At 74.5% G+C, this 17,108-nt stretch carries 1 protein-coding gene and 1 pseudogene; both read right to left on the reverse strand.

The genetic code is table 11. The features are described from left to right. Positions 1-12,510: type I polyketide synthase (locus ACIGXM_RS22530; protein WP_396563741.1), on the reverse strand; the 12,510-nt coding region annotated here is incomplete at its 3' end. Next, a pseudogene (locus tag ACIGXM_RS22535) lies at positions 12,493-16,968 on the reverse strand (type I polyketide synthase); the annotation flags it as partial. The pseudogene ACIGXM_RS22535 and the gene ACIGXM_RS22530, both read right to left, overlap by 18 nt. Positions 16,969-17,108 lie beyond the last annotated feature (140 nt).

The raw sequence follows: 17,108 nt of genomic DNA on the forward strand, positions 1-17,108 counted from the left end.
ATCCGCCAGCGACACCTCCGGCCGCTCACCCAGCAAGGCCAGCAACCGCGCCGCCTGCCCCGGCAACGCCGCCTCACTCTTCGCCGACACCACCAGCGGCACGGCGCCGCCCTCGACCGGCTCGGCCGCGGCAGCCACCTCGACCGGCGCGTACTCCAGGATGGTGTGGGCGTTGGTGCCACTGATACCGAAGGAGGAGACCGCCGCGCGGCGCGGCCGGCCGGTCTGCGGCCACTCCCGCGCCTCGGTCAGCAGCTCCACCGCACCCGAGGCCCAATCCACCTTCGGGGACGGCTCGTTCACGTGCAGAGTCTGCGGCAGCACACCGTGCCGCATCGCCATCACCATCTTGATGATGCCGCCGACACCCGCCGCCGCCTGGGTGTGCCCGATGTTCGACTTCAACGAACCCAGCCACAACGGCCGCTCCGCCGACCGCTCCTGACCATAGGTCGCGAGCAGCGCCTGCGCCTCGATCGGGTCACCCAGCGGCGTCCCGGTGCCGTGCGCCTCGACCGCGTCGATCTCCTCGGCCGGCAGACCCGCGTTCGCCAGCGCCTGCCGGATCACCCGCTGCTGCGACGGACCGTTCGGCGCCGTCAGACCGTTGCTCGCACCGTCCTGGTTGACCGCCGAACCACGCACCACCGCCAGCACCGGGTGCCCGTTGCGCCGCGCGTCGGAGAGCCGCTCGACGAGCAGCATGCCCACACCCTCACCCCAGCCCGTGCCGTCCGCATCGGACGAGAACGCCTTGCAGCGCCCGTCCGCCGACAGACCGCGCTGGCGGCTGAAGTCCACGAAGGTCTCGGGCGTGGCCATCACGGTCACGCCGCCCGCGAGCGCCATCGTGCACTCGCCGTTGCGCAGTGCCTGGATCGCCCAGTGCAGTGCGACCAGCGAGGAGGAGCAGGCGGTGTCGACCGTGACGGCCGGGCCCTCCAGACCGAAGGTGTAGGCCACCCGCCCGGAGGCGATGCTGCCGGACACACCGGTGCCCAGGTAGCCCTCGACGCCGTCCGGCAGCTCGCTGATCCCGGTGGCGTAGTCGTGGTACATCACACCGGCGAAGACGCCGGTCCGGCTGCCCTTGAGCGTGGCCGGGTCGATGCCGGCCCGCTCGATCGCCTCCCAGGAGGTCTCCAACAGCAGGCGCTGCTGCGGGTCCATCGCCAACGCCTCGCGCGGCGAGATCCCGAAGAACGCCGAGTCGAAGAGACCGGCGTCGTGCAGGAAGCCGCCCTCGCGGGAGTAGGTGGTGCCCTGGTGGTCCGGGTCCGGGTGGTAGAGACCGTCCAGGTCCCAGCCACGGCCGGTCGGGAAGCCGGAGACCGCGTCGCCGGCCTCGAAGACCAGCCGCCACAGGTCCTCGGGCGACTCCACGCCACCGGGGTAGCGGCAGGCCATCCCGACGATCGCGATCGGCTCGTCGACCGCCACGGCGGCGGCCGGGCCGGTCGCGGCGGTGTCCGAAGCGTCGCCCAGCAGCTCGGCGAGCAGGAAGGCGGCCAGCGCCAGCGGGCTCGGGTAGTCGAAGACCAGCGTCGCGGGCAGCCGCAGACCGGTCACACCGTTCAGCTCGTTGCGCAGCTCGACCGCGGTCAGCGAGTCGAAGCCCAACTCCTTGAACGCCCGACCGGCCTCCACGGCGGTCGCATCGGCGTAACCCAGCACCGCCGCCACCCGACCGCACACCAGGTCGAGCAGCGCGGCCTCCCGCTCGCCCGCCGGCAGCGCCAGCAGCCGACCGGCCAGCTCCGAGCCGCCGGCCGAGCCGGCCCGCGCGACCCGGCGGGCGGGGACCCGGACCAGACCGCGCAGCAGAGCGGGCAGCGTGCCGGCGGCGGCCTGGGCCCGCAGCGCGGCGAGGTCGAGGCGCATCGGCACCAGCGCGGCCTCGCCCGTGGCGGTGGCGGCGTCGAGCAGGGTCAGGCCCTCCGCCGAGGAGAGCCCGTGGATGCCACCGCGGCTCATCCGCTGGACGTCGAGTTCGTCCAGGCTGCCGACCATGCCGCTGCTGTCGGCCCACGGGCCCCAGGCGAGCGAGGTGGCGGCGAGGCCCTGGGCGCGGCGCTGCTGCGCCAGCGCGTCCAGGAAGACGTTCGCCGCGGCGTAGTTGCCCTGGCCGGGGCTGCTCAGGGTGCCGGCGGCCGAGGAGAAGAGCACGAACGCCGACAGCCCGTCGGTGAGTTCGTGCAGGTTGAGCGCCGCGTCCAGCTTCGGACGCAGCACCGTGTCGAGCCGCTCGGGGGTGAGCGAGGAGACGATCCCGTCGTCCAACACACCGGCCGTGTGCACCACGCCCGTCACCGGGTGCTCCGCGAGCAGCGCGGCCAACGCGTCACGGTCCGCCACGTCACACGCGGCGACGATCGCGTGGGCACCCAACTCGGCCAGCTCGGCGACCAGTTCGACCGCACCCGGCGCGTCCACACCGCGCCGCGAGACCAGCAGCAGGCTCCGCACGCCGTGTTCGACCACCAGGTGCCGGGCGACCAGACCGCCCAGCATCCCGGACGCGCCGGTCACCAGCACCGTGCCGTCAGCGTCGAACACCGGCGCCGGCTCCACGGCGGCGACCCGCGCCAGCCGGGGCGCGCGCAGGGCGCCGGCACGGACCGCCAGTTCCGGCTCACCCGCGGCGAGCGCGGCCGACAGGGCCTCGCGGGAGAAGTCGCCGCCGTCGAGGTCCAGCAGCACCAGCCGGTCGGGGTTCTCCCCCTGCGCGGCGCGGACCAGGCCCCAGACCGGGGCGTGGGTGAGGTCCGCGAGGCCGTTCCCGTCGGCCGCGACCGCGCCCCGGGTCACCAGGACCAGGCGGGAGGCGGCGAACCGGTCGTCCGCCAGCCAGTCCTGGACGACGGCGAGCGCGCCGTGCAACGCGGACCGGACCGCCTCGGCCGGGTCGGTGGCGTCGGTGTCAGCATCGGCGTGCAGCGTCAGGAACACCGCGTCGGGGGCGGTCAGGCCACCGTCCACCGCCGCACCCAGCGCAGCGAGGTCGGCGAAGGCGGTGGTGGTGCCGCCGGCCACGGCCAGCGGGTCGGTACCCAGCACGGCCCAGCGGCCGGCCGGCGCCGCCGACACCGGCAGAGCGACCCACTCCACCCGGAACAGCGACTCCACGAAGCCACCGCGGGCGCTGCGCACCTGGCTGTCGGAGACCTCGCGGGAGACCAGCGACTCGACCGCGGCGACCGGCTGGCCGGCCTCGTCGGCCAGCAGCAGCGCGGCGGCGTCCTGGTTGCGCTCGGAGAGCCGCAGCCGCAGCGCGGTGGCGCCGGTGGCGTACAGGGTCACGCCGTTCCAGGCGAACGGAATGCGCGCCTGACGGGGGGCTTCCTCGCCCACCGGGCCGGTGATGTCCAGGCCGAGCGCGTGCAGCGCGGAGTCCAGCAGCGCCGGGTGCAGACCGTAGAGCGCGGCCTCCTCGTGCGCGGCCTCCGGCAGGCGGAGCTCGGCGTAGACGTCGCCGTCGTGGCGCCAGGCGGCGCGCAGGCCCTGGAAGACCGGGCCGTAGCCGAAGCCGGCCGCGGCCAGCCGCTCGTACAGGTCCTCGACGGCGACCTCGACCGCGCCGGCCGGCGGCCACTCGGTCAGCTCGAACGCCGGCTCGGCGCCCGTGGCGGGGGCGAGCACACCGGTGGCGTGCCGGGCCCACGGCTCTCCCCCAGCCTGGAGGCTGGCATGTGCCCCCACGGCCAGCGCGTCCTCCAGTCGCGAGTGCACGGTGAGCGGACGGCGTCCGGACTCGTCCGCGGCACCCAGCGCCAGCCTCAGCTGGACACCACCACGCTCGGGCAGGACGAGCGGCGCCTCCAGCGTCAGCTCCTCCAGCACCTCACAGCCCACGCCGTCACCGGCCCGGATGGCCAGCTCGACGAAAGCGGTGCCCGGCAGCAGGATCGAGCCCATCACGACGTGTTCGGCCAGCCACGGGTGCGACTGCACCGACAGGCGGCCGGTGAACACCACACCGTCGGCGTCCGGCAGTTCGATGCTGGCGCCGAGCAGCGGGTGCCCGGCGGCGCCGAGACCGATCGACGTCACGTCACCCATCGCCAGCAGCGGCGTGCGCGGCCAGTAGCGCTGGCGCTGGAAGGCGTAGGTCGGCAGGTCGACGCGCCGGGCGCCGGCACCGGCGTAGAACGCCGTCCAGTCGACGTTCGCACCGCGCACGTACGCCTGGGCGAGCGCGGCGGTCAGCGTGCGGACCTCCGGGCGCTCGGCCCGCTGGACCGGCGCGAGCGCGGTGCCGTCCTCGGTGACGCAGTCCTGGCCCATCGCGGTGAGCACACCGTCCGGGCCGAGCTCCAGGAAGGTGCGGACGCCCTGGCTCTCCAGGGCCTGGACGGCGTCGCGGAAGCGGACCGCCTCGCGGACGTGGCGCACCCAGTACTCGGGGGTGGTGAGGTCGGCCTCCTGGTCGAGGGTGGAGACGATCGGGATCCGCGGCGCGTGGAACTCCAACGACTCCGCGACGGCCCGGAACTCCTCCAACATCGGGTCCATCAGCGGCGAGTGGAACGCGTGGCTCACCGTGAGCCGCTTCGTCTTGCGACCCTGCTCAGCCAGCTCGCCCGCGACCTCCAGCACCGCCGCCTCGGCACCCGAAAGCACCACGGACATCGGCCCGTTGACCGCCGCGATCCCCAACTCGGCCTCCCGGCCGGCCAGCAGCGGCAGCACCTCGTCCTCGGCCGCCTGCACCGCCACCATCGCACCACCGGCCGGCAGCGCCTGCATCAGCCGACCACGCGCCGCCACCAGGGTCGCGGCGTCCGCCAGCGACAACACACCGGCGACATGCGCGGCCGCGATCTCACCGATCGAGTGACCCGCCAGGAAGTCCGGCAGCACACCCCAGGACTCCAGCAGACGGAACAGCGCCACCTCGATCGCGAACAACGCCGGCTGCGTGAAGCCGGTCTCGTGGATCGACTCGCCCTCGGCGGCGAACATCAACTCGCGCAGCGGACGGTCCAGGTACTGGTCCAGGTGCGCGAACACCTCGTCCAGCGCGTCCGCGAACACCGGGAAGGCCTCGTACAGTTCACGGCCCATCCCGGCCCGCTGGCTGCCCTGACCGGTGAAGAGGAAGGCGAGCCGGCCCTCGACGGCCGGGCCCTCGACCACGTTCGCCGCGGACTCGCCCGCCGCCAACGCGCCCAGCCCGCGCAGCAGTTCCTCCCGCTCACCGGCGATCACCACCGCGCGGCGCTCAAGCGCCGCCCGGCCGGTCGCCAACGAGTACGCCAGGTCGACGAGTTCGCCGTCCCCGGCAACCGGCAGCAGCCGCTCCGCCTGGCCCCGCAGCGCGGTGTCGTGCTTCGCGGAGAGCACCACCGGCAGCACCGACGGCGCCACCGACGCCTCGATGGCCGCCTGCTCCGCGAGCTCCGGCGCCTGCTCCAGGATGGTGTGCGCGTTCGTCCCGCTGAACCCGAAGGACGAGATGCCGACCCGGCGCGGCGCACCGGTCCGCGGCCACTCGGTGGCCTCGGTCAGCAGCTCCACCGCGCCCGTCGACCAGTCGACGTGCGGCGTCGGCTGCTCCGCGTGCAGGGTCTGCGGCAGCACGCCGTGCCGCATCGCCATGACCATCTTGATCACACCGGCCACGCCGGCCGCGGCCTGGGTGTGCCCGATGTTGGACTTGATCGAGCCCAGCCAGAGCGGCTGGTCGGCCGGCCGCTGCCCGTAGGTGGCGAGCAGGGCCTGCGCCTCGATCGGGTCACCGAGCGCCGTGCCGGTGCCGTGCGCCTCGACCGCGTCGACCTGGTCGGCCGTCAGCCCGGCCGAAGCCAGCGCCTGGCGGATCACCCGCTGCTGCGACGGACCGTTCGGGGCGGTCAGACCGTTGCTGGCACCGTCCTGGTTGACGGCGCTACCGCGAACGATCGCCAGCACCGGGTGCCCGTTGCGCCGGGCGTCGGAGAGCCGCTCCACCAGCAGCATGCCCGCGCCCTCGCCCCAGGCGGTGCCGTCGGCGGCGGCGGAGAAGGCCTTGCAGCGGCCGTCCGCCGACAGCCCGCGCTGGCGGCTGAAGTCGAGGAAGGTGTCGGGCGTGGCCATCACGGTGACGCCACCGGCGAGGGCGAGCTCGCACTCGCCGTTGCGCAGCGCCTGCACCGCCAGGTGCAGCGCGACCAGCGAGGAGGAGCAGGCGGTGTCGACGGAGACCGCCGGGCCCTCCAGGCCGAAGGTGTAGGAGAGGCGACCGGCCAGCACGCTGGCCGAGGTGCCGGTGCCGAGGTGGCCTTCCAGCTCCTCGGGCGAGTTCATCAGCAGCGCGAGGTAGTCCTGGCCGTTGGTGCCGGCGAAGACGCCGGTTCGGCTGCCGCGCAGCGTGCCCGGGTCGATGCCCGCCCGCTCGAACGCCTCCCAGCTGGTCTCCAGCAGCAGGCGCTGCTGCGGGTCCATGGACAGCGCCTCGCGCGGCGAGATACCGAAGAAGGCGGGGTCGAACTCGGCCGCGTCGTAGAGGAATCCGCCCTCACGGGTGTAGATCCTGCCGACCCGCTCCGGGTCCGGGTCGTAGAGCGTGTCGACGTTCCAGCCGCGGTCGTCCGGCAGACCGGACATCGCGTCGGTGCCCGCGACGAGCAGCTGCCACAGCTGCTCGGGGGTGCTGACGCCACCGGGGAAGCGGCAGCTCATCGCGACGATGGCGATCGGCTCGTCGTCCACCGCGGCGGACGTCACGTTCGGCGTCGCCGCGCCGGCCGCCTGCTGGCCGAGCAGCTCGGAGCGCAGGTGCTCGGCGAGCGCGTCGGCCGTCGGGTAGTCGAAGACCAGGCTGCTCGGCAGGCTCAGGCCGGTGGTCGCGTTGAGGCGGTTGCGCAGCTCGACGGCGGTCAGCGAGTCGAAACCGAGCTCCTTGAAGGCCCGGCCGGACTCCACCGTCTCCGTGCCGGTGTGGGCCAGGACGGCGGCGACGTTGGCGCGCACCAGCTCGAGCAGGGCGCGCCGCTGCTCGGCCTCGGACAGGCCGGCCAGCTGGCCGGTCGGCGAGCCGGCGGCGACCGGCGCCTCGGCGCCGGCGGCCGGGCGGGCCTCCGGGAGGTCCCCGAAGAGCTCGCTGGGGCGGGCGGCCGTCATGACGGACAGGAAGCGGTCCCAGGCGATGTCGGCGACCGTGAGGGCGTCGTCACCGTGGTCCAGGGCCTGCTGGAGGGCGGCGACGGCCAGCGCCGGAGCCATCGGCGGGACACCGTCGCGGCGCAGCCGCTGCTCGAGGGTCGCGTCGGCGGCCATGCCGCCCTGCGCCCACGGGCCCCAGGCGATCGAGGTGGCCGGCAGGCCGTCGGCGCGACGCTGCTCGGCGAGCGCGTCCAGGAACGCGTTGGCGGCGGCGTAGTTGCCCTGGCCGGCGTTGCCGACCGTGCCGGCGATCGAGGAGAAGAGCACGAACGCCGAGAGTCCGTCGGTGAGTTCGTGCAGGTTGCGGGCCGCGTCCACCTTCGGACGGGTGACGCCGGCGAAGCGCTCGGCGGTCAGGCCGTCCACCATGCCGTCGTCCAGCACGCCGGCGGTGTGGAACACCGCCGACACCGGCTGCTCCAGCGACGCGAGCAGCGCGGCCAGCGCGTCACGGTCGGCCACGTCACACGCGGCGACGGTGGCGGTAGCGCCGAGCGCGGCCAGCTCCTCCCGCAGTTCGGCGGCGCCCGGAGCGTCCGGGCCGCGCCGGCTGGTGAGCAGCAGGTGCTCGGCGCCGTTGCGGGCCAGCCAGCGGGCCACCTCCGCGCCCAGCGCACCGGTGCCGCCGGTGACCAGCACGGTGCCGGACGGCTGCCAGGTGACGGCCTCGCCTCGGGACGAACGCACCAGGCGGCGGGCGAAGACACCCGACGCGCGAACCGCGACCTGGTCCTCGCCACCGACGCCGGCCAGCACACCGGCCAGCCGCGCGAGGACCCGCTCGTCGATCGAGGAGGTCGCGGGGAGGTCGACCAGACCACCCCAGCGCTCCGGGTGCTCCAGCGCCACCACCCGGCCCAGACCCCAGACCTGCGCCTGTGCGGGGTTGGCCAGCCGGTCCGAGCGGCCCGTCGACACCGCGCCGCGCGTCACGCACCACAGCGGCGCGACGACACCCGCGTCTCCCAGCGCCTGCACGAGCGTCGCGGTGAGCATCGGCTCCCCGTCCGGCGCCGGCAGCCACACCACGCCGGCGACCGCGGTGGCGTCATCCACCGCGTCACGCAGCAGCCGCGCGACCGAGTCGCGCTCCACGGCCGCGCCGTCGACCTCGACCTGCCGGACCTCGACGCCACGCGCGGACAGCGCGCGCAGCACGGCGAGCACGGCGGTGTCCTCCGCCGACCCGGCCGGGAACGCCACCAGCCAGCTGCCCGAGAGGGCACCCGAGGCGGCCTGGCGCAGCGGCTTCCAGGTGATCCGGTAGCGCCAGCCGTCCACCGTCGCCTGCTCGCGGCTCTTGCGGCGCCAGGCCGAGAGCGCGGGCAGCACCGAGCTGAACGGCTGGTCGCCGCCCAGCTCGAGGGCCGAGGAGAGGGCGTCCAGGTCACCGCTGTCGACGGCCGCCCAGAAGCTGGCGTCCACCGCGTCGGTCTGCGTCTCGGCCGGGACCGCCGGGGCGGCGGCGTTCTCCAGCCAGTACCACTCCCGCTGGAAGGCGTAGGTCGGCAGGTCCACCCGCCGCGCACCGCGTCCGGCGAACACCGCCGGCCAGTCCACGGCCACACCGCGCACGTGGAGTTGGCCGAGGGCGGTGGTCAGCGTGCGGGCCTCGGGACGGTCGGCGCGCAGCACCGACGCGAACACCGCGCCCTCGGTGGCGCAGTCCTGGCCCATCGCGGAGAGCACACCGTCCGGGCCGAGCTCCAGGAAGGTGCGGACGCCCTGGCCCTCCAGGGCCTGGACGGCGTCGCGGAAGCGCACCGCCTCGCGCACGTGCCGCACCCAGTACTCGGGCTCGGTCAGCTCGACCGTCTGGTCGAGGGTGGAGACGATCGGGATCCGCGGCGCGTGGAAGGCCAGACCCGCCACGACGGCCCGGAACTCCTCCAACATCGGGTCCATCAGCGGCGAGTGGAACGCGTGGCTCACCGTGAGCCGCTTCGTCTTGCGACCCTGCTCAGCCAGCTCGCCCGCGACCTCCAGCACCGCCGCCTCGGCACCCGAAAGCACCACGGACGTCGGCCCGTTGACCGCCGCGATCCCCAACTCGGCCTCCCGGCCGGCCAGCAGCGGCAACACCTCGTCCTCGGCCGCCTGCACCGCCACCATCGCACCACCGGCGGGCAGTTGCTGCATCAGCCGACCACGCGCCGCCACCAGGGTCGCGGCATCGCCCAGCGAGAGCACACCCGCGACGTGCGCGGCGGCCAGCTCACCGATCGAGTGACCCGCCAGGAAGTCCGGGCGGACGCCCCAGGACTCGACGAGCCGGAACAGCGCCACCTCGACCGCGAACAGCGCCGGCTGGGTGTACGCCGTCTCGTCGATCCGCTCGCCCGTGAGGACGACATCCTTCAGCGGGCGGTCCAGGTGGCGGTCCAGCTCCATGCAGACCGCGTCGAAGGCCTCCGCGAACACCGGGAACACGGCGTGGAGTTCGGCCCCCATGCCGACCCGCTGGCTGCCCTGACCGGTGAACAGGAACGCCGTCCGGCCCGCCGTACCGGCGGTGCCGAGCAGCGCGTCGGCAGCCGGCTCACCGGCGGCCAGCGCGGCCAGCGCACGGACGAACTCCGCGCGCTCGCCGGCGACCAGCACCGCGCGGTGCTCCAGCATCGCCCGGCCGGTCGCCAACGAGTAGGCCAGGTCGCCGGTGGTCGGCCCGGTCTCCGTGTCGAGCTGGGTGAGGTGGGTGAGCAGCGCCCGCGCCTGGTCGCGCAGGGCCTCCTCGCCGCGGGCCGAGAGGAGCCACGGCTGGACGGCGGGCATCGGCGCGCCGGCGGCCTCGACCTCGGCGTCCTCGAAGACGGGTGCCTGCTCCACGATGGTGTGGGCGTTGGTGCCGCTGAAGCCGAAGGACGACACACCGGCCCGGCGCGGCCGGCCGGTCCGCGGCCATTCGCGCGCCTCGGTGAGCAGCTCGACCGCGCCCGCCGACCAGTCGACGTTCGCGGAGCGCTCGTCCGCGTGCAGGGTGCGCGGCAGCACGCCGTGGCGCATCGCCATCACCATCTTGATGATGCCGCCGACACCCGCCGCCGCCTGGGTGTGCCCGATGTTGGACTTCAACGAGCCCAGCCAGAGCGGCTGGTCGGCCGCCCGGTCCTGCCCGTACGTCGCCAGCAGCGCGTGCGCCTCGATCGGGTCGCCCAGCGGGGTTCCGGTGCCGTGCGCCTCGACCACGTTCACCTGGTCGGCCGTCAGTCCGGCGTCCTTGAGCGCCTGGCGGATCACCCGCTGCTGCGACGGACCGTTCGGCGCCGTCAGACCGTTGCTCGCGCCGTCCTGGTTGATCGCCGAGCCGCGCACGATCGCCAGCACCGGGTGCCCGTTGCGCCGGGCGTCGGAGAGCCGCTCCACCAGCAGCATGCCGGCTCCCTCGGCCCAGCCCGTGCCGTCCGCGCCGGCCGAGAACGCCTTGCAGCGCCCGTCCGAGGCCAGGCCGCGCTGGCGGCTGAAGTCGATGAACGCCTCCGGCGTGGCCATGACGGTGGCGCCACCGGCGAGCGCCATCGTGCACTCGCCCTGACGCAGCGCCTGCACCGCCAGGTGCAGGGCGACCAGCGAGGAGGAGCAGGCGGTGTCGACGGTGACGGCCGGGCCCTCCAGGCCCAGGGTGTAGGCGACGCGCCCGGAGGCGACGCTGCCGGCGGTACCGGTGCCCAGGTAGCCCTCGACCCCGTCCGGCAGCTCGCTGACCGCGGTGGCGTAGTCGTGGTACATCACCCCCGCGAAGACGCCGGTGCGGCTGCCCTTGAGCACGGCCGGGTCCATGCCGGCCCGCTCGATCGCCTCCCAGGAGACCTCCAGCAGCAGGCGCTGCTGCGGGTCCATCGCGATGGCCTCGCGCGGCGAGATGCCGAAGAACGCCGGGTCGAACAGGCCCGCGTCGTGCAGGAAGCCACCCTCGCAGGAGTACGAGGTGCCCTTGTGGTCCGGGTCCGGGTGGTAGAGGTTCTCCACGTCCCAGCCACGGCCGGCCGGGAAGCCGGAGATCGCGTCGCCGCCCTCGGTGACCAGCCGCCACAGGTCCTCCGGCGACTGGACGCCGCCCGGGTAGCGGCAGGCCATGCCGACGATGGCGATCGGCTCGTCGACCGCCCGGGCCGGTGCCGAGCTGGTGGCCGCGGCCGCCGGGTGGGCGCCGACGATCTGGGTGCGCAGGTAGTCGGCGAGCGCGGCGGGGGTCGGGTAGTCGAAGATCAGGGTGGGCGGCAGGCGCAGGCCGGTCGCCGTGTTGAGCGCGTTGCGCAGCTCGACGGAGGTCAGCGAGTCGAAACCGAGGTCCTTGAACGCGCGGCCGGCCTCGATCACCTCGGGCGAGGCGTGGCCCAGTACGGCGGCCACCCGCACGCGCAGGACCTCGAGCAGCTCGCGCTCCAGCTCGGCCTCGGAGAGGCCGGCCAGTCGGCGCATGAGCTCCGAACCACCGCCCGCGCCGGCCAGCGCGGCCCGACGGGCGGGGACCCGGACCAGACCGCGCAGCAGGGCGGGCAGCGTGCCGGCGGCGGCCCGGGTGCGCAGGGCGGTCACGTCGAGGCGCATCGGGACCACGACGGCGTGGCCGAGGCCGGCGGCGGTGTCGAGCAGGGCCAGGCCCTCGGCGTTGGCGAGGCCGGACATGCCGTCGCGCGCCAGGCGCTGGAGATCGGCGGCGTCCAGGGTGCTCGCCATGCCGCCGTCGGCCCACGGGCCCCAGGCCAGCGAGAGCGCGGGCAGGCCGAGCTGGGCCCGGTGGATGGCCAGCGCGTCCAGGAAGGCGTTGGCGGCGGCGTAGTTGGCCTGGCCGGCGCCGCCGAGGGTGGCGGCGTTCGAGGAGTAGAGCACGAAGGCGGCCAGGTCGAGCCCGGCGGTCAGCTCGTGCAGGTTGAGCGCGGCGTCCACCTTGGGCCGCAGCACGGCGTCGAGCCGCTCCTCGGTGAGCGAAGAGAGCACGCCGTCGTCCAGGACGCCCGCCGTGTGCACGACGGCGGTGAGCGGACGCTCCAGCGAGCCGAGCAGTTCGGCGACCGCCGCACGGTCGGCCACGTCGCACGCCGCCACCGTCACGGTGGCGCCCAACTCGGTCAGCTCATCGGTCAGTTCGGCCGCTCCCGGGGCGTCGGCGCCGCGCCGGCTGGTGAGCAGCAGGTGCCGGGCGCCGTGCTCGGTGACCAGGTGCCGGGCGGCCACGGCGCCCAGCGCGCCGGTACCACCCGTGATCAGGACGGTGCCGTCCTGGTCCAGCCGCCAGGCCGTACCGCCCTGCGACTCGGTCAGCGCCTCGTCCGTGGCGACCCGGGCCAGCCGCGGCACGTGGCAGCCACCCTCACGGATCGCCAACTCCGGCTCACCACTGGCCAACCCAGCCGCCACCGAAGCCACCGAGGACCCAGCCGCGTCCAGATCCAGCAGCACGAACCGCTCCGGATTCTCAGCCTGCGCGGAGCGAACCAGACCCCACACCGCCGCACCCACCGGATCGGCCAACACCTCACCCGCCAACGGCGCCACCGCACCCCGGGTCACCACCACCAACCGCGCGTCCGCGAACCGATCCTCGGCCAACCACGCCCGCACCAACCCCAGAACCCGGTGCGTCACCTCCCGCACCGCACCCGCCGACAACTCACCCACCGACGCCGCACCCGACACGAACACCACGTCCGGCACCACCTCGGCCGCCGCCAACCCCGCCAGATCAGCGAAGCCCCCGACAACCACACCAGCCGCCGCAAAAGCATCCGACAGACCCAGACCACCACCGACGACCGACCAACCACCACCCTCGACCACACCCGCCGCAGCCGGCAACGCGGCCCACTCCACCCGGAACAACGACTCGTGATGAGCACCGCGAGCAGCACCCAGCTGCTCGACGGAGATCTCGCGCAGCGCCAGGGAGCGCACCGACATCACCGGCCGGCCGGTGCCGTCGGCGAGGTCCAGGGCGATCTCGCCGCGGCCCAGCGGGGTGATCCGCACGCGCAGCGTGGACGCACCGGTGGCGTGCAGGGTGACGCCGCTCCAGGCGAACGGCAGGCCGCCGCGGAGCGCGTCGTCGGAGGTGTCGGCACCCAGCGCGTGCAGGGCGGCGTCCAGCAGGGCGGGGTGCAGACCGAACCGGTCGGCGTCGTCCTCGGCCCCGGTGGGCAGGGCGATCTCGGCGAGGATCTCGGTGCCGCGCAGCCAGGCGGCCCGCAGGCCCTGGAAGGCGGGCCCGTAGCCGAAGCCGGCCTCGACCAGGTCGGTGTGGATCTGCTGGACGTCGACCGGGCGGGCGTCGGCGGGCGGCCAGGCGGCGAGGTCGAAGCCGGCCGGCGCGGCGCCGGCGCTGAGCACACCGGTGGCGTGCCGGCTCCACGGCTCGTCGGCCGGGGCGCCCTCGATCCGGGAGTGCAGGCTGAGCGAGCGGCTGCCGTTCTCGTCGGCGCCGCTGACCACGATCTGCAGCTGCACACCGCCCTGCTCGGGCAGCAACAGCGGCGCCTCGAGGGTGAGTTCCTCGATCAGGTCGCAGCCCACCTGGTCACCGGCGCGGATCGCCAGGTCGACGAAGGCGGTGCCGGGCAGCAGTACGGTGCCCCGCACGGCGTGATCGGCCAGCCAGGGGTGGGTGTCCAGGGCGAGCCGGCCGGTGAACAGGAAGCCGTCGACGTCGGCGAGGGCCACCGCGGCACCCAGCAACGGGTGGTCGGCGGAGTCGAGGCCGATCGCGGCGACGTCACCGAGCGGGTTGCCGCCCTCCAGCCAGTAGCGCTCGCGCTGGAAGGCGTAGGTCGGCAGGTCCGCCCGACGGGCGCCCTGGCCGGCGAAGACCCCGTCCCAGTCGAGGGCCTGGCCGCGGACGTGCGCCTCGGCCAGCGCGGTGGTGAAGGTGCGGACCTCGGGGCGCTCGGCGCGCAGCACCGGCAGGAACGCGACGGGCTCGGTGACGCAGGACTGGCCCATCGCCGAGAGCACGCCGTCGGGGCCCAACTCCACGACGGTGCTGACGCCTTCGCGCTCCAGTACGCGCATCGCGTGGTGGAAGCGGACGGCCTCGCGGACGTGCCGCACCCAGTACTCGGGGGTGCCGATCTCCTCGGCGGTGACCAGCTCGCCGGTGAGGGTGGAGACGATCGGGACGGTCGGGGCGGCGTAGTTCACCACCTGGGCGCAGCGCCGGAATTCGGCGAGCATGCCGTCCATGTGCGGGGAGTGGAAGGCGTGGCTGACCCGCAGCCGCCTGGTCTTGCGGCCCTCGGCCTGCCAGTGGGCGGCGACGGCGAGCACGGCGTCCTCGTCGCCGGCGATCACCACGGCCTCGGGTCCGTTGACGGCGGCGACGGCGACCTGGCCCTCGCGGCCGGCGATGCTCGCCAGCACCTCGGCCTCGGTGGCCTGGAGCGCCACCATGGCGCCGCCGCCGGGCAGTTCCTGCATCAGCCGGCCACGGGCGGCGACCAGCAGCGCGGCGTCCTGCAGGGTGAGGACGCCGGCGACGTGGGCCGCGGCCAGCTCGCCGATCGAGTGACCGGCCAGGAAGTCGGGACGCAGGCCCCAGGACTCGGCGAGGCGGAAGAGCGCCACCTCGAGCGCGAACAGCGCCGGCTGGGTGTAGGCGGTCTGGTGCAGCAGCTCGGCCTCGGCCGAGCCCTCGGCCGCGAACAGCACCTCGCGCAGCGGGCGCTCCAGCTGGAGGTCGAGGTGACCGCACGCCTGGTCGAGGGCCTTGGCGAAGACCGGGAACGTCTCGTACAGCTCGCGGCCCATGGCCAGGCGCTGGCTGCCCTGGCCGGTGAAGAGGAAGGCGGTGCGGCCCGCGTCCGGCGTGCCCTGGACGAGGCCGGGCAGACCGGTGCCGTCGGCCAGCGCGCGCAGCGCCTGCTCGAACTCCGCGCGGTCGCCGGCCACCAGCGCGGCCCGGTGCTCGAAGCTCGCGCGGGTGGTGGCCAGCGAGTGACCGAGGTCGGCGGGGCTCTGCCCGGGGTCGGCCGCCAGGTGCGCGTGCAGCCGCTCGGCCTGCTCGCGCAGGGCCTCGGGGGTCTTGGCGGAGAGCACCCAGGGCAGCACCGCAGGTGTGACGGCGACCGGCTCGGCGTCCGCGACCGGCTCGGTGGCCTGCGGGGCCTGCTCGATGACGGTGTGGGCGTTGGTGCCGCTCATGCCGAAGGAGGAGACGCCGGCGCGGCGCGGGCGGCCGGTCTCGGGCCACGGCGTCGCCTCGGTGAGCAACTCGACGGCGCCGGCGCTCCAGTCGACGTGCTCGCTGGGCGTGTCGACGTGCAGGGTGCGCGGCAGCACGCCGTGCCGCATCGCCATCACCATCTTGATGACGCCGCCGATGCCGGCGGCGGCCTGGGTGTGGCCGATGTTGGACTTCAGCGAGCCGAGCCGGAGCGGCCGTTCGGCGGGGCGGTCCTGGCCGTAGGTGGCGAGCAGCGCCTGGGCCTCGATCGGGTCGCCGAGGGTGGTGCCGGTGCCGTGTGCCTCGACCGCGTCGACCTCACCGGCCGTCAGACCGGCGTCGGCCAGGGCCTGCCGGATCACCCGCTGCTGCGAGGGGCCGTTGGGGGCGGTCAGGCCGTTGCTGGCGCCGTCCTGGTTGATCGCCGAGCCGCGCACGATCGCCAGCACCGGATGACCGTTGCGCCGGGCGTCGCTGAGCCGCTCGACCAGCAGCATGCCCACGCCCTCGCCCCAGGCGGTGCCGTCGGCGGCGTTGGCGAACGGCTTGCAGCGGCCGTCGGGAGCCAGGCCGCGCTGGCGGCTGAAGGCGATGAACGAGCCGGGGTTGGCCATCACGGCCACGCCGCCGGCCAGCGCCACGCCGCACTCACCGCGGCGCAGCGACTGCACGGCCAGGTGCAGGGCGACCAGCGAGGAGGAGCAGGCGGTGTCGACGGTGACCGCCGGGCCCTGGAAGCCGAAGGTGTAGGAGAGCCGGCCCGAGGCGACGCTGCCGGCGGTGCCGGTGACCAGGTAGCCCTCCATGCCCTCGGCGGCCTCGTGCAGGCGCGGACCGTAGTCCTGGGCCTCGGCACCGATGAAGACGCCGGTACGGGACTCGCGCAGGGTGCCCGGGTCGATGCCGGCGCGCTCGAACGCCTCCCACGCGGTCTCCAGCAGCAGTCGCTGCTGCGGGTCCATGGCCAGCGCCTCGCGGGGGCTGATGCCGAAGAAGCCGGGGTCGAAGGTGTCGGCGTCGTGCAGGAAGCCGCCGGCCTGCGCGTAGCTGGTGCCCGGGTGGTCCGGGTCCGGGTCGTAGAGCCCGCCGAGGTCCCAGCCACGGCCGGCCGGGAAGGCCGAGATCGCGTCGACGCCGTCGGCGACCAGCTGCCACAACTGCTCGGGGCTGTTCGCGTCGCCGGGGAACCGGCAGGCCATGGCGACGATCGCGATGGGCTCGTCGTCGGCGGAGCCGAGCGGCTCGGGAAGGTCGCCGGCGGCGGCCAGGCCCAGGATCTCGGCACGCAGGTGCCGGGCGAGCGAGGCGGCGGTGGGGTGGTCGAAGACCAGGGTGACCGGCAGGCGCAGCCCGGTCGCGGCCTGCAGCCGGCTGTGCAGGTCGACGGCGGCCAGCGAGTCGAAGCCGAGCTCCAGGAACGGCCGGTCGGCCTCGACGGCGGCGGACGGCCTGCCGCGCAGGGATTCGTTCGCGTGTTCCAGCACGAGGTTCAGCAGCAGGCGCTGCTGATCGGCCTCGGAGCGCCCGGTCAGCCGCTGCCGCAAGGACGACAGCGCGCCCGAATTTCCGGTACCCGTACCGTCCGGCCCCGAAATAAGACCCTCGGACTGGTTCATCATCGCGCGCTCCACCACCCAGCAGACGGTATCTAAAACCATCGGCCAGCCTGCCATCGGCGGTGAACAGCAGATACCCCTACGTCCCCCTAGGCACCCCTACCCAATCCTCCGGGTACCCCTGGGTATATCCGGGCGCCCTGGAAGGCATTTCCACCGGACCGGTCGCCTAATCACGCGAAAATACCTTCCGGCCA

This window comes from Kitasatospora sp. NPDC052896 (assembly GCF_044547075.1).
Classification (GTDB): Bacteria; Actinomycetota; Actinomycetes; order Streptomycetales; family Streptomycetaceae; genus Kitasatospora.